Below are 16,523 nucleotides of genomic sequence, written 5' to 3' on the forward strand. Positions count from 1 at the left end.
CGGAGGTGTACACAGGCTCACCCGTGGGTTGTTGGTAGTCGTTATTGTGCTTTCGCTGTTCATCTGGGTTACTCGACTGGACGCGGTCGGCTTCGTTTTCAATCTTCACGCCAAGCCAGTCCTTGCCCAAGTCGGTAACGTCGGTCATCAGTTCGCCGCCCGTTTCTAAGACGCCGTCCCAAATGGAACCCCACATGCTTTGCTCTTGCGCCATAACGCCCCCTTACTGCGCGGTAGGCACCGCCACTTGTTCGATGGCTTCAATCAGAACCGGAATGCTACCCGGTGCCGTTTTTTCCACTTCAAACGCCAGTTGTTTCATGGCCGCCGTTGGTAAACGTGCTTCGCTACCAAAACCGCAACGCGTGAAGTCCATCGAGAAGAAGCCCGCATTCTGCTCACGACCTGCCGCGGCTAAGTCGTAGGCGTTATCGGCCTTGTTGACGTTGAGCTCTTCACGTTCATCACGCAGGACGCGAACGCGTTCAATCGTGTTGTCTTTGAGGTGCAAACGCTTGATAGACAGCGCCGCGCTACGCTCGGCAAAATCAAACGGCGTGCGACCACTCGATGCGGCGTACCACGTTTGGGAATAGATGCGCGGCATGTAAATGCGTTGGCTTTGCGCCGCCGTGGTATGAGCACGAGCACGAATCATTGGTGCCGCGGTACCCGTTTTGGCTTTTAGCTGGATGTACATAAACCAGATTTCGCCTTGCAGCGTCACAAGCTCACCTGTACGGATACCCAGTTTGGTACGCATCGACATATCGGAGAAGTTCAGCACGTAGCGACCCGCTTGCACGTATTCTTTCTTGTGCTCTTGCAAGTCGATAAGGTCTTGACCCGTCACGTTGACGATTTCACGGCCGTTCACTTTCACCGTGATGCGCTCAATGTCTGCCGCATCGAGAATGTCCGTCACCAATTCAATGTTTTGGTAAGTAGGACCCGATACCAAGCGCAGTGTGGCTTGGTTGCCCCAGTTCACACCCTCAACAGGGTCAAGCTCACGTGGACGCGGGTTAAAAGGTTGTTTTAGTGCTTCCATTAGAACCACCCATTTTCGCCGTTAAGAGTTTCACGCACTGGGTTTAGCACGCTGATATTGTTGATAGCGGCAATCACGATTAACGTGATAATCAGTGCCATCAGTAGGTTTTTGTGTTGCTGTTTCATGTTGTCCCTTTCGGTTGTACACGGTTAAAAAGTGATTTCATGAAACAGGGATTTGAGAGGAAGCGAAAGCGGACGCAACCTATAGGTTAAGTGGTTAACCTATAGGTTGGATTTAACGTTGAAGTGCTCCGGTTAGACAGTTGAATGCGCCTTTTTCCACGTTGCCGATACCGTCACGAACCAATAAATATTCAGCAATGGGTTTGCCAATTGCGGCTTTGTTGTTCTTGGCTGATTTCAACCCCGCCAAGGTATCGACGCACAAGCCTTTTTTATCCGCGAGCCATCGTGCATCGGCCATTGAGTTCACCGCACCAATCCACCAAACAGGCGATTGCTCGGTGACGGTCTTGGGGACTTCTTGCCCGCGTTGGAAAATCGAATGCAGCACAAGCCCATATTGACGCCCACCGCGCCACAATTCGCCCGCCTTGCCTTTGAGTTTGCCGGACGTTTCCACGCAGCTTGCAAGCTCTTCGATGATCACATGCAGTTGTTTGGCGTCGCCATTACCCACCGCCCACACTGCCGCGCTGAAAAATTCGAGTTCCTCACTACACGCGCCATCTTTGGGAATGTACGCCAGTTTGAACGACTTGCCGCGTTTACGTGCCATCACCAACGCTTTGACAAACGCCACGCGAGAACTGGTTTCAAGACATTGTTGGCCGCGGAATTTCGCCCCCGCGTAGTTGCGATATGGGTCAAAAAAAACCGCTTGCGCGGCTTTTGGCACTAAACCCAAGTGCTTAACTGCGGAGGTTTTACCCCCGCCCGTGCCCGCCACGTAAATGACATGCTCGGCATCGTGTGACGGATTGGAGTTGACCGGATTGGGGAATTTAAGCGGCGTCTTTTTCTTTTTGCTCACGCTGTTTTTCCTCCTCGATGGCTAATAGTTCTTTTTGATATGCCATGGTTTTCTTGGCACTGTAGACCAGCGACAACACCGCCAAACCTAAAACGGCCTCTTGCATGTAATCACCAAACATCGACGACACGCTATCACTGTGCTTTTCCAACACAGGCAACGCCGCATCAATCACCGCCGCTTTGCCTTTTTCGTCAAACTCAAAATCCACACCGGAAATAATCGACGTCGCTTGTTCGGCAATGGTGAACAGCACCGACAATGCGCCCTCGAACATTTCACCCGCGGGTTGGTGGTTGTCGTCGTTGGCCGCTTCGGTTGGTAAGTCGGTTAACTCGCTGACTTCGGTTTGTTCCAGCCCGCTGATAACCGCGGAAAAGTCGCCCCAATCGTCCAGTTCTGGTTGGTTTTCAATTTCATCCTGCATTGATTGGTTCCCCTTGCTCGGTATCTGGTTCGGTTGGTTTCTTGGTTGGCATCAGTTGACGAATCGCCCAAATCAGCAAAGCGACAAAGGCTATCCCCGCTAAGACTTTTTTAACCGGAAACGGCGGCTTTTTAACGGGCGTTGGAACGGTTTCCGGTTCGGTTGGTGACTCGGTTTCAACGCTTGGCGCTTCCACTGGGTCAGCAGCCGCAACGCTAGGCGTATCAGTGCTTGCAACGGTTTCGGCCACTGGTTCAACCGTTGGCGATTCAGCCTCAATTGTGACGGCGTCACTCACTTCTAGCTGTTCAACCGAGTCAACCATGTTGGTTTCTACAAAAGCGTTAATGCTCTTGCTCATTGGGCTGTTGCCACAGCTCGGACACTTGTAATACAGCAGTCCTAAATTACGCCCGTTTTTGGTTGGCTCGCCCTCGGCAATGAGCTTGCCCTCACCGACGCGATGCACGGTTGAAGCCGAGCTACAAACGGGGCACGATACGTGCCCGCGAATTGGGTTGGGATGTTTACTCATCGGCGGTCGCCTCGATTGTTTCCAATTGCTGCATGTTGCCTTTGACACAACCGCGATACTTTTCACGCACCTTGTTGTTGAGCTTGGTAAGCTGCTCGATTTGGTCGAACAACGTCGGATTTAACCCGAACGCTTCAAGCGAAAAGTTACCCGTCATGAGCATCTTGCTTGCGCGCTTGATAATCGCGTTGGTGTCCATGTTTTTAAACTGGCTCAACTCCTTTTCGACACTGGCGTTGAGTTTGTCGGCCGCATCGAGCGCGGCCATTGCTTGCTGACATTCTTTAAGAGATAGCATTTCCATTGTTTAAGCCTCGGCTAGTTCTTCATCGGTGTTTGGTTTGTTCTGAATCTGTTTGTTGACTTCCTTCATCCAGACCAACATGAGACGCCAAAACACGCCGCCTTTGCTGCGCTTCACTTCGGCTTCCATTTCTTGGGTGATTTTGTCGATGTTGCTCATTGGGTTGTCCTTACCTAGTTGCTGAAATCGTTGTCGCAAGCAATGCCCAAACGGGCTAATGAACGTAGTGGCAATAATCATGGTAAATCGCCATATCATTGCTCTTGATTAAGTTGATGTCCGGCTCTGGCGGCCGCTCTTGTGCTAACTGATTTTTCCAGTCGGCTTGTCGTAGTTGAAATCGTTCAAACTGTTCTTTGTAAAGGTCGGTGGCGTCGTCACGAGTTAACGTCAAATCATTACCATCACGCTCGGCGGTACACTTCATCGACCAACCACGCGCACCGCGTGCCCAATACAAAAACGCCCCCGCCTTGTGTTTGGATTTTTCGCCCTCAAACACGATAGAAAATTGGTTCAAGCTACTGGCGAACGTGCCGCGACTCTTGATTTGGTTGCGAATCTGGCGTGCTTCGTGGTCTAGCTTCTTAATCAAATGGTTAAGCTTTTGAACCGCATCGTGATTGCCTTGTTTGCGGTTGATGTCGATAGCGCGAATCGCATCTTGCTTTTTGGTTTCTTTGCGTCGGATTTCTCGCTGCATCGGCTTGCGCCATTGCTCCAACATGTAACCGCACTCTTTGATGATGCCCGTCATGTTGTCCACTTCGAACGATGCCAATACATCCCAATCAGGGGCACGGCTACAGCGTGCGATGTTGTAGCGATTGCCTTTTATCAGTCCTTGATCGGCGTTATCGCCTTTGGCCGCGTAACCTACGGCTTTGATGAGGTAGCCCGCCGCCGCTTCGCTGAATTTGATTTTCTCCAGATGTGCCATGCCATTGCCCCAAAGCTGCTCGATGCGGTTCGCCCATCCTGCAAAGTGGTGCTGTTCCACTCGCCAATTCAGCAGCACATGCACATGGGGATTAGGTTCACCATCTTCATTCGCCGGAGATTCCGCGACCCAAATGTAATGAAAATCAAACGGGTTGGCGGTTGGTCCATGAATTTCTTTAACGTGCTTGATGCCGTCGTCATCTTTCCAAGCGGCTTTAAGCGGGCGGCCAATTCGGCCATTCACTTTGACTTTGTCACCGTCTAACCCAAGTGACCCCGCCTCGCTTGCGGAATATTCAAACCCACGTTGGTACATTTTCTTGAGGCCATTTAGAAAACGGGATACCTCGGCACCAATCGTGGTTTGGATTGGGCAATATGGCAGCCCCTCATCCGTGACCGCTTCGCCACCAAAAATGCGGTCGCGTTGCTTTTGAGTAAACGTCAGAGTGAGAAAGGTGCTAAACCCACCATGACACGCCGCGACATACGCGCCCGATTCAAAGATTTTCTTTACAGCGCGAGGGTTTAGTTTGTCAGTGAAACGTTCACCACTTTGCGGCGCGGGTGCTTCGGACGGGCTTGGATGGTATTTCACCTGCATTTTCATCTGTTGCGCCCAACCACGGGACATCAAATACGCTCGGCTAGTGCCAATCGGTTGCCATTCGAGGCGGTTGTTTTCGTTACGAATCCAACCTGTTTGCGCTTGTGAGCGTGCCCGATATTCATCGGTCACGTTGTCGCCACAAAACGATTTCGTTTTATGGCGCGGCGGCAGACGTCGAGAACGGGTCATTAAGCGGTCTATCTGCTTGCGTTTTCCGTGTCCGACTTTTGCGCCCTTTGACGAGCCTAGTCTTTTCTGGACTTCGTCCAGCGCTTCGCGCCCAAGTTCAGCACTTTTTAAGGTGCGTAAATGGTGGATTTGGTCAAACGATTTGAACTTTTGCAGTTCACTTTCCATCCAATCACGGTTTGGAGCACTAAAAAAACCGCTTTCGACAGCGGCAATGTTTTTCTCAGTAACGGTAACGTCTTGCGCTAACGCCGTAATAAAGCCCACATCATGCGGGCTTAAAAGTTGGGTAAATTCGCGTGGCGATTGCACGTCATAAAGATGGCTCATTTTGGTAAGTTCTCCAAAGATTGACCAGCGCGAGCAAGCTTGTTTAGTGCCATGTCTAAACTGGTTTTATCAATACGAACTTTCTGCCCAAATGCGCCTTGCTCCACTGAGATACAAGCGCTTATTTCTTTCGAGGCTTCAGAAATGCAGTTACCTGCACGCCTTACACTAACGCGTTGTGCTTCGTGCTTTTCTTTGATGGTGTCGAAAACAAGTTCAGCCGCTTTTCTATCGCACTGAGTACAAGTCGTTGTACATGGTGCAATATCAAAAATCTTAATGTGCTTGAGGAATTCATGACCGCAGCTAGAACATAGGTAGCGGTGTCCTTTAGGGGGTAGACTCATGCTCAAAGTCTCCCTATAAGGAAGAATCCGCGCCCACTTGGGGCGCTTCATCTTGCTTGCGGATTTCGTGTAGTGGTTGGCCGTTGTTTTGCGCGCCAAGTGTCGCCATGCGATGAGCGGCGCTAGTAATATCAGCGAGCGTGGCGTCTTTCGCTTTAATACAAGCAACAAGCGTCATACCCTGATAAAGCCAAAGAGAGGCTTCAACGGCTTCAAGCTCAAAACTGTCGAAGTAAATATGAGTTCCGTTGCACTGTGATGCAACAAGTTGGCGCTGATTGCGGCGCGTTTTCCAGATACTCAAATTCATGCTACAACCCCCTGACGAAAACGTGTAGGAATGTAGGTTTGCTTCTTCTTTGGGAATTGTTCAGCGAACTTTTCTCGTAATTGTGCAATCTTAAGAAGTGAGTTTGCTGTTTTAGCTGGGTCAGGATTGGTACACCCTGCCATATCTGGGCAAGGTAAGTGAATTGGGTCGGTAACGATACGTTCCATGTTGTAGCCTCCGCAAGCTATTGATTTCCTGTCTCAAAAATAACGTTAAGGAAATCTTTTTAAGCACGCAAGTGGCTTGCGGTAGTGAAAGAAGCCAGACTATCCACTAAAATTTAACAATATTGCGAAAGGATGCGGGAACATGACTAATTACACAAATGTGCTTTTAGATAGACTGAAAACCCAGTTAGAGCTTACCTCTGACTATCAGTTAGCTAAAGTTTTGGACGTTGGCACAAGTAGAATTAGCAATTACCGCAATGGTCGCAGTGTTCTTGATTGGGAAATTGCCTTTAAAATCGCCGACTTATTGGGGTTAGATGATCAAGATGTGGTATACGGTTTACTCGAAGATAAGTCTATAAACCCCCGCCTAATCAATGCCTTACAAGCAGGGGCGCCAGCCTAACCTCTCATTTACCAGCTTATACATAATACGAACTTAAGGGTTAAAAGATTAGCATTGGTGAAGTCAGTTTAGTTACACCGTATTTGGCTGTTGCTGCTTTGCAAGCTTCATCAGCTGCCTTGTATGGTCCGTGAACTTCGATTTCACCACAGCGACCACTTGATAAGAACCAGTCATCAACTTTAAAACCGTGTAGCTGATTAAGTTCCTGCACTGTATCTTTGGTTACGTTCGACACCATGCACGTTGGTTCTGCATCTTGCTCATTCAAGTAGACGAACAGTTGGATTGGATATTCCATAATTTCTCTGCAACTTTCTGAGTTAAAAAGATCTTTGAACCGTGACTTACTTGCTCTATCAGTTCAAACTGGCGTTCTTGAAGTTCTGATACTAACTCTGCTGGGCATGAGCTAGTGTTTAAGTTATATCAGATAAGCAACCTAACGATTACTTAAAACCGTTGTCTTCAAATCTCATTACATCCTTTCGATAACTTATGTTTTAAGTTATCGAAAGGATAAGAAAAATCAATGTTCTCACTTATGGGCACGTATTGTTCATCCCCAAAAGTGTAATTATTACATTAGCTTTATAGGAACGTAAACTCTCTACTTTTCAATCTATACCTAGATCTTTCTTCATATGTTCACTCAACTCGCTAGTGGTTCTTACATTAATTTTATGTTTGCAATGATGGATTCTCAACTCTTCACCAAATAATTTTACTAACGATTTTGTATACAAAGCACTAATATTATTTATTATTCTATACAATGTACCTTTCTGATAAACAGATCTTTTCGAATTTTGTATTGCAGTCTTCATATTTAAATATTCTCACATTTTTAACTTTATAATTTAAAGAATGATTTTCAAGTTCGATCTTTATTATTGCTTTTGTCGATTTTGAATGAGTCATTATCAATGATGCGCAATCGACAATTAAATCACCTGAATCTAACTTAGTAATTTCACGAGAGAGAATTTTTATTTTTAAATTTTCCGTTTCGTTATTTAAGTCGATTGAGTTAATTTTTTCAGGATATTTGTTTAACTTAATATCCAATATGGTTTTATTAATATAGTAGTCTGCCATTATTTCATGACGGCTTTTAAATATCATTGTCCCCCTCCGTTGATGCAAGTTATACTTTCCCTCCCGTTAAAAGACAACGTGACTCAGAGTTGCAAAAAGGTAACAATCATGGAATTGATGAACAATGAGCTGATCTGCTTTGCAGCCATTTGTAAACACCTCTCTCTTACAGAGGCATCAAAAGAACTTAGAAAGTCGAAAGCTCAAGTCAGCAGGCAGCTAGCGGCATTAGAAAAACAACTTGGTGTAACACTCGTCCACAGGACAACAAGAAAACTCGTTTTAACTGATCATGGTGAAAGCATTAGAGAGCTTGCCATCAAAACGTTAGAGAGCTTGCAGGAGTTAAATTACAGAGCTAGCTCGTTGAGTGAATGCATTAATGGAAAGTTTAAAATTACAATGCCCAACTCTATAGCCTCTTCTATTTTTGGCTCTGTTCTTAAAGGCTTACAAGAGCGATATCCAGCAGTGAACTTTGAAATATCATCAAGTAACAATGTTGAGAATTTATTAGAAAGCAACGTAGATTTAGCGATTAGGCTTAATAATATTATTGATGACACTCTGATTGCACATAAAATCGGTGATTATAACGATGTTTTAATATCTACAGTTAACAATGCCAATAACAACACGCTATTAATCTACAAGAATCACTCGAATAAGGAATCAATTAAAAAGCAGTACACTGACGTTATCGAAGTTGATAACACCTCTATTTTAATAAACTTTGTCTCTGAGGGGGTTGGGGTTGGCGTCATTCCAAATTACCTTGTAAAAGGTAACCATATAGACAACAATATCCAAATTTCACAAAATTTTGATATAGAACGCTCCATGTATATCGCCTACCCTTATCAAAACCCTTTACCAAGAACGCTAGCTGAAATATCTACTTTTATTAGGTCTGAGTTATCAAAAATATTGAAAAATGAATCACTTTAGGATGGCTTTTCAGGCTAATAATTTTCCTTTGATAACTCATGAGGCCTAGCGAGAAGCTTTGTAACGTATTGTTTCAAAGAGCCTCGTTAGGCATTTATGAAAATCCTCATCTTTATGCTTGTTATCACAACATGAGATGCTATACCGTTTCATTATCAAGGCTTTGCGTGGAATAAATCACGTGGGTTAAACAATAGATTGACTTACATTAAAAATTTAATCGAAAGCAGCTTTATATTAAATTGATTTCATACCGTTCTGCGTGTATCTTCTACCCATATCCCCACAATAACCAAGGAGAATGCCATGGATAAGCTACTCGCGTCTGCACTAGAAATTAAGCAGCGAACTATGGTGACTGGCTTTTTTGCTAGAAATGGATTCAAAATCGCTATGACCGATTTTGATGATGTCACTTTTGAGCGAGAAGGTGTGCAAGTTAACGTACATTTTGATTTGCAGTCAAACGCAGAGTCTGCATCTGTTTTATCCCAAGAGGCATCTGCCATTCCTGGTTAATTATTTTGTTATCAATCATACGCAAAGCCGAACGCAAACGTTCGGCTTTTTAATATGCGAAAAACGCGATTACAAAAGATGCGGCACAAACCTGCGTTACTGTCACTCATCCAAGTAAACAATCAATAAATCCGCTTCAACCTCATTCGCTACCCTTGGTACCGATGAAAAGAAACGGCTCAATAAATTATGATGATGACCGCAGACAACTAGGTCTATTCCCTCTTTTTTTACGATTCCCGACAATTTGATATGAAGGTCACCGATAACTGCCATCGTCTCGTGTACTGGATATAGGCATTTATCAGCGAGTTCTTGTAGCTCCTTTTGCAACTTTTGTTCTTCTTTCGGCTCCATGATCACACGATCAACATCCACATAAACGAATGAAAGTTTGGCGTTCGAGTTCTTTGCTTGAGTTATTGCTTTTTCGATAACGACTTGGCTAGATTGAGATAAATCAACAGCGACTAAAACGTGCTTGTAACTCATTCTTTCTCTCCTAGTTAGTTTTCATGTGCTTATAGTAAGTCTAGTTCACTAAGAGCGAATGCAATGTCTAAACTCATATTTCATGAAAATATTGGAGTTTGATATAAGAATGTGGAAACAGCCGAGCGATCAGCTATCTAATAGCCATTGAAGGCTCGTGAAGTCAACTAGTGACTTAGGAACCGGTTATTGATATGTGGCCCATTTTGTTCTCCCTCCTTAAGATGTACATAACTATGTAACTAACGCAAACAAACCCACGTTACGCCGTCACTATGCTTCTAAACCCTGTCAATTTCTATTGCAGCTTGTTTTATATTCCTAATTACAACGTCGCCTAGTTTAGTAAAACCACTTGGCAATAAGTAATTTCTTCGTGTAATCCATCGATCAAGATTAAGAGTCATTTTCATAGACAACACTGAATTAAAGACAAGATTTAGAGTTAAAACAGAGTCCAACACTCCTATGTTCAACCTAAGACCGACATACGTCTGCGAGCACTTACTGTCTCTATAACGTCAACTATATAACTATATTCAGATTTTATTTTTCTGTTACAACGTGTCTTTTTTATCTTTTCAGCATAATCCTCTACTTGAAAAAATGCCCAATCACCGCCTTGTAATTTAATTACACAAAAGCATGACCGAAATATAAGCACAATACAAAAAACCAACACAACTCACTGAATTTATTCATTTTAATTTAAAAACAGTATTTCACCCCATATTCGTTCAAGCCAGAACGCATCAAGGTTAACTTAAACAAGTAAAATTTTACCAATTAATTAGTACAGAATAGAGGAAGTTGAATAAATTGAAAGGTATAGAGATAGCGTTACGACGTAACTACGTTAAGGTGTGAAAATATTTGAGGATAATATGAGACCAAAAAAACAGGGCCAAAGCCCTGATATGAATTAATTAGTTTTGTTGCTGTTGTTTTTCTGCGTACTCAGATCGAATCTGTTCGGCAACAATTTTGATGGCTTCTGCTGTACTTGTGCCCTTCGCCATCAATTCTTGAATTTTCTCTACAGCTTGTTGTTGCTCTTGGTGAGATAGAGGGGGTAAATCGTCAAACATAAAAAAGCTCCTCATTTTGAGGAGCAGACTATAACGATTCAATTAATAGGTCGCAAGGAAATTAATTGATGCCCCCATTGCGTTCTCGTTCGTGTACTGAGCAGCAATATCTAATTCGATCAACTTAAGTGGAGACAGTCCAATACCCGCAGTAATGGTACCTTCGTCGCTACTTCGAGCTAAGTTTTTCATATAACCCGCTCGCAACGCCATTTGACGCAAGATATCAAATTCAATACCAGCTCGAATCATTTGCGTATTATCATCGAAGGATGAAAAACGTTTTTCCTCATTAAGATCGTAGTCGACACTCATAGTAAAGTAATCGGCAACAATCCCTGCCCCGACCGTATATACGGGACGCATGCTGTATTCGTATGATTTAATCGTATCACTGCCATACATGAACGATTTTGTTTTAACATCTCTTCCGATCAAGTTTTTTGCTGAAATACCGACACGATATGGGCCAAAGAACCAAAGCGCGCCCGCATCCAAGTTAAACATCGTTTCCGCTGTTTCATGTTCACGTAAGTCTTTAGTATCGAAATTCTGAAAACTCGTGGCGTAAGAGTACGTATAAATACGCTGAAGTTTAGGCGTAACACCAAATGAAAGGTGTTGATTCATAAAGTTGGTGTATTTAGCAAGTGATACACCTGCTTCAGCAACACCAATAGAAACACCTTGTACGTAGCTATCGTCTAACGGATTAGTACCTGACGTATCTACTTTTGGTTGCACGAATGATTCAGTGTATAACTTACCGTATGCAGTTGCAGATAAAAATTTATTAGGAATACCTATAGCGACAACGCCACCAAGATCAAAGTCAGTTTTTTTTCCATCTATGGCATTCATCGATTTTTTGATTTCATCGACATCAGTCAATTTGCTGATGCGTTCGATTTCATCGACAAGATCATATTGATCATCGTAGTTACCACCAAAACTTGGCACGATCATTCCTGCATCATCGTTTCGGCGATAAATTGCAGTAAGTGCGGGGTTGAAAAAAGGAGCAGTCAGATAAGTTGCTGATACCGTACCAACGCCACCCATCGCATCGCTACGAGCTTCTATCGCATAAGTGGCAGCCGAAGCAACGTTTGCGAAAAGTGTGGTGGCAACAGAGGTGGCTAGAATTTTATATTTGGTTTTCATACTACACTTGTGATTTTGGTTCTTCCTGAACCTTTATCGGCACAAATGGTATTTCTTTAACTATTCTTCTTGGGAAAGATCATAGGTTCGGCTAATAGTTTGAGCTTGCTCAACAATTATATCGCCCTGCCAACGACGACTGTTGATACTCACTGCTAGCACGTATCTATCATTTGGGACACCCGCAAGCTCTAGTGAATTGGGATAGTTAGACTCGTAAGTCTTTTTCCACATTTGCTCGTATTGACCATCAATGTAGTCATATAAACCAACTTCAAGTTGCGGTAATGGACAATGGGGATTACGAAGTGCGCTCTTTTCTACTTTCCAATTCTCTTTAGATGTCCAACGAACATATTGCGAAGAATTGGAATCTCCTAATATTACCCAAGTTCGATACTCTTGTTTATCTTTAGAAACAATAGTTAAGTGATACAAGCCTGCTTCAAGCTTACCCGTGAGGTTATAGCGTTTCGAATAACTACGCTCATTGGCTAATTCCGTACCGCTCGGCTGTTCTTCATAACTGAATGAACTGTCTGCGGATATAGAATCATCCACCCATCGATTAAATGAAATATTTTCGATGTCAGTTGTAGCTCTTAGCTTGATCACTAACCTAAATGTATCTCGCCCAGGGCTTTGGATGGTCTGACGAATAACGTTCACGCCACTTATCCATTCAGGCAGCGTTACACCAGTGAGAGACTTGCCACAGTTTTTAGATAGTGACTGACCAAGAAGGTCATTGAGATGAGGAGTCAAATCTTTACTTGGTTCCGTTTGCCACAGTTCAACAAGAGAGTTGAACATACCGGCAAGATCATCTTCAAGTAAGTGTTGATGTGCCTGCGTTAAAGGCGTGTTAGTTTGAAACCAGTCCATTGCATGGACTGGTTTCACTAACGCTAATGAGAGAACTACGGGGAGTAGTGTTTTCATTATGACTTATGCTTTCATCTTGTAGCCAACACCGCGAAGTGTTTCAATTTCCAGTCCTGGCAGTTTTTGACGAAGCTGCAATACGTGCGTATCCACAGTACGTGTTGTTGGGAAGTGATTATAACCCCAAACGTGGTCAAGTAGCTCATCACGAGTAAACACGCGACCTAGGTTCGACGCTAAAAATAGCAGTAGATCAAACTCTGTACGAGTTAACGTAATTAGCTCATCTTTATAGGTAACTTCACGAGTTGAACGATCAATTTCTAAGTCTTTTGTGATCACTTTATCAGCGCTGCTTTGCTCTGCTGAATCCGGTGCTCGTAGCTGTGCACGGATTCTCGCAAAGAGTTCCGCTTCAGCAAAAGGCTTCGTTAAGTAGTCGTTCGCGCCGGAATCAAGGCCTGCAACTTTATCTTTTACGGTAACAAGTGCCGTTAGCAAGATAACTGGTACGTCTTTAATCTGTTTCCATTCTGGGAGACATTGTACAGAGTCACCATCTGGGAGTTGGCGATCGAGAATAACCAAGTCAGCTTTTTTCCATTGTGGTTCTACGTCTGCAATACGTTCCACATGTAAACACTCATATCCTGCTTGTTCCAGGCTTACTAACAGGCCATCAGCCAAGTTTTTATCGTCCTCAACGAGAAGCAGTGTCTGTTTCACAAGGTATCTCCAATATAAAGGTTGTAGGTGGTCCCATCAGGGACATTTTTCCGCCCATGCGGCCTACCATAGATTCAACGATTGTTAACCCAAGTCCTAACCCGCTCTTACTGACGAACGGTTTCTTCAAATTTGCCCAATCTTTAGCCGTTAGGCCACCAGCATCTCGGACTTGGAATACTATTTTTTCTTCACTAGTTGAAACATCCAATTCAACTGGTGCAATACCGTACTTGAGCGCATTACGAAGCAAGTTATCGATACAAGTTCCTAACCAGTACACATTAACTTTAGCAGCCACATCTTCATTGATGTTGAAAAGCACGGCACTATCAAATTCTTCTTCGATCTTAAATTCTAACCAGTCTGCGACAGACGGAACCCAGTCTGTTGCAAGCATTTGGTTATCAGATTGCAAATAATCTTTACTCGCTTCTGCCAATTGACGCAAACGACGTGTATCTTCACACAATCTGCGGAACTCGTCATATACGCTTTCAGGTAGATGCTCGAACTCTCGGCGAAAGCCCTCAACCGTCAGTGATAGAGATGCAATCGGTGTTCTGAGCTCATGCGTTAAAATTTGCAATACAAGCATTCTACTACGGAGCTCTTCTCGCTTACTATTCCAGCGGTATACAGCCCAACCAATCACTAGAAGAATATTTGCGATTACCAGTATGATCATACTGATCCGCAAAACTTGTGAGTGATCTTCTACATCCCAACAAATATTGCCTCGTTTAACAAAGCAACTTTTGCTTTGAGACGCTAGAGCGTACGACAGGCCCGCATTAGCGACGTTTTCTTCCCAGATATCTTTCTCGAAAACAAAGTAACGGTCACCACGTCGTAACCAAAGTTCGTTACCTTCGATAAACATGCTCGCGCCTGCAATCAAAGCATTAATGGCGTCGTCGTCCATGTTTTTCAAGCTTTCTAACAACTCATCCCCTTCCTCATTGTCACGCTCTTTAATATGCATGTATTGAGCAAGCTTGGGTTTGAGTTCTGGATACTTATCCACATAGCGTGCAGCATAAGTCCCACCACCAGGGTGAATGAGGCCACTACGCGAAAACCAACGTGGTGTCAGTTGCGTCCCTTTACAGATAGCTCTTGTAAATACTAACGGCTCAGTAATTAAAGGACTTAGTGGCAATTTACCACGACAAGTATTCGCTAAGCTGTAAAGCTGTTGTATATCTTTTAACGGATAGTCAGACGTTTGCGGCAGAAGCGAATCTGGCGCAAGTAACTTGGTAGGATAATTTGATTGCAGAATACGAATATCATACGATTTAAGAGCTACTTCATAATTAAATAGCTCTGTAAACGTATCTATTCTTTCTGGTAGTGAATCGGAAAATGCAGGTGCCGAAAAAAGCGGCAATACAGTTGCAAAACCGAGCAAAAACTTTTTAATCAAACTGTTACCGTCACTTGTTACATTAGCCAAAACTATACATCAATCTACAAGCAATTGACATCTGCTAACAGAAGGATTTGCATTACTATAACATTGAAACGGAACAAAAAAGGGCCAGCGATTGCTGACCCTGTATAGTTTTAAATCAAGAATGGTTAGAGTGCTTTAAAAATAGACTCGACACTTTCCTTCGCATCACCAAATAGCATTGATGTATTTTCTTTGAAGAACAGTGGGTTCTGTACACCTGCGTAACCAGTATTCATTGAACGCTTGAATACCACTACATTTTTCGCGTTCCAAACCTCCAGTACAGGCATACCAGCAATCGGGCTGTTCGGATCTTCCAGAGCTGCTGGGTTTACCGTATCGTTAGCGCCGATAACCAGTACTGTATCTGTTTCAGCGAAGTCATCATTGATTTCATCCATTTCAAGAACGATATCATACGGTACTTTCGCTTCAGCAAGTAACACGTTCATATGTCCCGGAAGACGACCTGCTACTGGGTGAATACCAAAGCGAACCTCAATACCTTTTGAACGAAGTACGTCAGTAATTTCATGCACTGGATACTGCGCTTGCGCTACAGCCATACCATATCCTGGGGTGATGATTACTGATTTTGAGTTCTTCAGCATTTCAGCGACTTCTTCTGCCGTTGTTTCGCGGTGTTCGCCCTGCTCTTCGTCACCTGAAATTACAATCTCTTGACCAAAGCCACCAGCAATAACACTGATAAACGAACGGTTCATGGCTTTACACATGATGTAAGAAAGAATCGCACCTGAAGAACCAACCAACGCACCTGTTACGATTAATAGGTCATTTGCGAGCATGAAACCTGCTGCTGCTGCTGCCCAACCTGAATATGAGTTCAGCATTGAAACGACAACTGGCATATCAGCACCACCAATTGAAGCAACTAAGTGGTAACCGAACGCGAACGCAATCAGTGTCATCACAATCAGAGCGAACATGCTGCCATCTGCATTTACGAAGTAGATCATAAGAAGCGTAGAAATCACAACCGCTGCAAGGTTCATTTTGTGCTTGTGAGGAAGGTTAAGCGGCGAAGAAGAAATCACACCACGTAACTTACCAAATGCAACAATTGAACCCGTGAAGGTTACGGCACCAATGAAAACACCCAAGAATACTTCTACAAGGTGGATAACATGTTCAGCATGAGTTGCTGCTTCTGGCGCATCAAGGTAACTGTTGTAGCCAACTAAAACCGCAGCTAAACCTACAAAGCTGTGCAGTATCGCAACCAGTTCTGGCATTTCGGTCATTTCTACTTTCTTCGCATAGAAAATACCGATCGCCCCACCGATCGCCATCGCAATAATGATCCACCCAAAGCCTTGAGCATCAGGGCTGAAGATCGTCGCGATCAGCGCGATCGTCATACCTGCGATACCATAGTAGTTACCATTACGAGCGGACTCTTGCTTTGAAAGCCCCGCCAAACTCATGATGAAAAATAATGCAGCAACAATGTAAGCTGCTTGTACTAATCCTGCAGACATT

General features: G+C 44.0%; 24 protein-coding genes. 3 read left to right on the forward strand and 21 right to left on the reverse strand.

Annotated features, from left to right (window positions below):
• The 12 genes from D8S93_RS16125 to D8S93_RS16180 all read right to left on the reverse strand — a co-directional run.
• Positions 1–214: hypothetical protein (locus tag D8S93_RS16125; RefSeq protein ID WP_152814259.1), on the reverse strand; the 214-nt coding region annotated here is incomplete at its 3' end.
• 9 nt (positions 215–223) lie between these two features.
• Complete coding sequence (locus tag D8S93_RS16130; protein WP_152814261.1) at positions 224–1,051, reverse strand: major capsid protein P2; 828 nt, start codon at positions 1,049–1,051, stop codon at positions 224–226.
• Positions 1,051–1,179: a hypothetical protein gene (locus tag D8S93_RS25290; RefSeq protein WP_005457441.1), complete on the reverse strand. Its 129-nt coding sequence runs from the start codon at positions 1,177–1,179 to the stop codon at positions 1,051–1,053. Before D8S93_RS25290 ends, D8S93_RS16130 begins: the two co-directional genes overlap by 1 nt.
• A 112-nt stretch (positions 1,180–1,291) precedes the next feature.
• Positions 1,292–2,050 (reverse strand): hypothetical protein, encoded by a 759-nt coding sequence (locus D8S93_RS16140; protein ID WP_031380913.1) that lies wholly within the window; start codon positions 2,048–2,050, stop codon positions 1,292–1,294.
• Positions 2,022–2,477 carry a hypothetical protein gene (locus D8S93_RS16145; protein ID WP_140094434.1) on the reverse strand — a complete coding sequence of 152 codons (456 nt, stop codon included), beginning with the start codon at positions 2,475–2,477 and terminating at the stop codon, positions 2,022–2,024. Before D8S93_RS16145 ends, D8S93_RS16140 begins: the two co-directional genes overlap by 29 nt.
• Entirely contained in the window at positions 2,467–3,012 is a 546-nt protein-coding gene (locus D8S93_RS16150) for a hypothetical protein (protein WP_152814263.1), read from the reverse strand. The genes D8S93_RS16145 and D8S93_RS16150 overlap by 11 nt, the downstream gene beginning before the upstream one ends.
• Positions 3,005–3,316 carry a hypothetical protein gene (locus D8S93_RS16155; RefSeq protein WP_152814264.1) on the reverse strand — a complete coding sequence of 104 codons (312 nt, stop codon included), beginning with the start codon at positions 3,314–3,316 and terminating at the stop codon, positions 3,005–3,007. Before D8S93_RS16155 ends, D8S93_RS16150 begins: the two co-directional genes overlap by 8 nt.
• Positions 3,317–3,319: 3 nt before the next feature.
• Entirely contained in the window at positions 3,320–3,556 is a 237-nt protein-coding gene (locus D8S93_RS24845; protein ID WP_162564178.1) for a hypothetical protein, read from the reverse strand.
• Positions 3,531–5,387 carry a hypothetical protein gene (locus tag D8S93_RS16165; protein ID WP_152814266.1) on the reverse strand — a complete coding sequence of 619 codons (1,857 nt, stop codon included), beginning with the start codon at positions 5,385–5,387 and terminating at the stop codon, positions 3,531–3,533. The genes D8S93_RS24845 and D8S93_RS16165 overlap by 26 nt, the downstream gene beginning before the upstream one ends.
• A complete protein-coding gene (locus tag D8S93_RS16170; RefSeq protein ID WP_140367337.1) occupies positions 5,384–5,734 on the reverse strand; it encodes a hypothetical protein in 351 nt (116 codons plus the stop codon). Before D8S93_RS16170 ends, D8S93_RS16165 begins: the two co-directional genes overlap by 4 nt.
• A gap of 13 nt (positions 5,735–5,747) precedes the next feature.
• Positions 5,748–6,044: a hypothetical protein gene (locus D8S93_RS16175; RefSeq protein ID WP_140367336.1), complete on the reverse strand. Its 297-nt coding sequence runs from the start codon at positions 6,042–6,044 to the stop codon at positions 5,748–5,750.
• Positions 6,041–6,232 (reverse strand): hypothetical protein, encoded by a 192-nt coding sequence (locus tag D8S93_RS16180; protein ID WP_005457445.1) that lies wholly within the window; start codon positions 6,230–6,232, stop codon positions 6,041–6,043. The genes D8S93_RS16175 and D8S93_RS16180 overlap by 4 nt, the downstream gene beginning before the upstream one ends.
• Before the next feature lie 142 nt (positions 6,233–6,374).
• Between D8S93_RS16180 and D8S93_RS16185 the strand changes: the two genes are divergently transcribed.
• On the forward strand, positions 6,375–6,641 hold the full coding sequence (locus D8S93_RS16185) for a helix-turn-helix domain-containing protein (protein WP_005388732.1): 267 nt from the start codon (positions 6,375–6,377) through the stop codon (positions 6,639–6,641).
• Between the two features lie 40 nt (positions 6,642–6,681).
• Here the strand turns inward: D8S93_RS16185 and D8S93_RS16190 are convergent, their stop codons facing one another.
• Positions 6,682–6,942 (reverse strand): hypothetical protein, encoded by a 261-nt coding sequence (locus D8S93_RS16190; protein WP_152814268.1) that lies wholly within the window; start codon positions 6,940–6,942, stop codon positions 6,682–6,684.
• A 467-nt stretch (positions 6,943–7,409) separates the two neighbouring features.
• Positions 7,410–7,766, reverse strand: a complete 357-nt coding sequence (locus D8S93_RS16200; RefSeq protein WP_152814270.1) for a hypothetical protein — start codon at positions 7,764–7,766, stop codon at positions 7,410–7,412.
• 81 nt (positions 7,767–7,847) lie between these two features.
• On the opposite strand from D8S93_RS16200, the gene D8S93_RS16205 reads away from it, so the two are divergent.
• Positions 7,848–8,687 (forward strand): LysR family transcriptional regulator, encoded by an 840-nt coding sequence (locus tag D8S93_RS16205; RefSeq protein WP_152814272.1) that lies wholly within the window; start codon positions 7,848–7,850, stop codon positions 8,685–8,687.
• 306 nt (positions 8,688–8,993) lie between these two features.
• Positions 8,994–9,206 (forward strand): hypothetical protein, encoded by a 213-nt coding sequence (locus tag D8S93_RS16210; RefSeq protein WP_152814274.1) that lies wholly within the window; start codon positions 8,994–8,996, stop codon positions 9,204–9,206.
• Positions 9,207–9,308: 102 nt separating this feature from the next.
• Here D8S93_RS16210 and D8S93_RS16215 read toward each other — a convergent pair whose 3' ends face one another.
• From D8S93_RS16215 to pntB, 7 genes are all read right to left on the reverse strand, one after another.
• Complete coding sequence (locus D8S93_RS16215; RefSeq protein WP_012842271.1) at positions 9,309–9,698, reverse strand: universal stress protein; 390 nt, start codon at positions 9,696–9,698, stop codon at positions 9,309–9,311.
• Between the two features lie 926 nt (positions 9,699–10,624).
• A complete protein-coding gene (locus D8S93_RS16220; protein WP_005394474.1) occupies positions 10,625–10,786 on the reverse strand; it encodes a YoaH family protein in 162 nt (53 codons plus the stop codon).
• A gap of 42 nt (positions 10,787–10,828) precedes the next feature.
• Positions 10,829–11,950: a conjugal transfer protein TraF gene (locus D8S93_RS16225; RefSeq protein ID WP_012842270.1), complete on the reverse strand. Its 1,122-nt coding sequence runs from the start codon at positions 11,948–11,950 to the stop codon at positions 10,829–10,831.
• A gap of 60 nt (positions 11,951–12,010) precedes the next feature.
• Entirely contained in the window at positions 12,011–12,892 is an 882-nt protein-coding gene (locus tag D8S93_RS16230) for a DUF2861 family protein (RefSeq protein WP_005394478.1), read from the reverse strand.
• Positions 12,893–12,898: 6 nt separating this feature from the next.
• Complete coding sequence (gene vxrB / locus D8S93_RS16235; RefSeq protein WP_005394480.1) at positions 12,899–13,561, reverse strand: response regulator transcription factor VxrB; 663 nt, start codon at positions 13,559–13,561, stop codon at positions 12,899–12,901.
• The gene (vxrA, locus tag D8S93_RS16240; protein ID WP_005394482.1) at positions 13,536–14,990 is read right to left on the reverse strand and encodes a sensor histidine kinase VxrA; all 1,455 of its coding nucleotides are present in this window, start codon (positions 14,988–14,990) and stop codon (positions 13,536–13,538) included. Before vxrA ends, vxrB begins: the two co-directional genes overlap by 26 nt.
• A gap of 155 nt (positions 14,991–15,145) precedes the next feature.
• Positions 15,146–16,522 carry a Re/Si-specific NAD(P)(+) transhydrogenase subunit beta gene (gene pntB, locus D8S93_RS16245; protein WP_134645671.1) on the reverse strand — a complete coding sequence of 459 codons (1,377 nt, stop codon included), beginning with the start codon at positions 16,520–16,522 and terminating at the stop codon, positions 15,146–15,148.
• Position 16,523: the final 1 nt, after the last annotated feature.

The organism is Vibrio sp. VGrn 2 (genome assembly GCF_009361695.1).
Classification (GTDB): domain Bacteria; phylum Pseudomonadota; class Gammaproteobacteria; order Enterobacterales; family Vibrionaceae; genus Vibrio; species Vibrio diabolicus.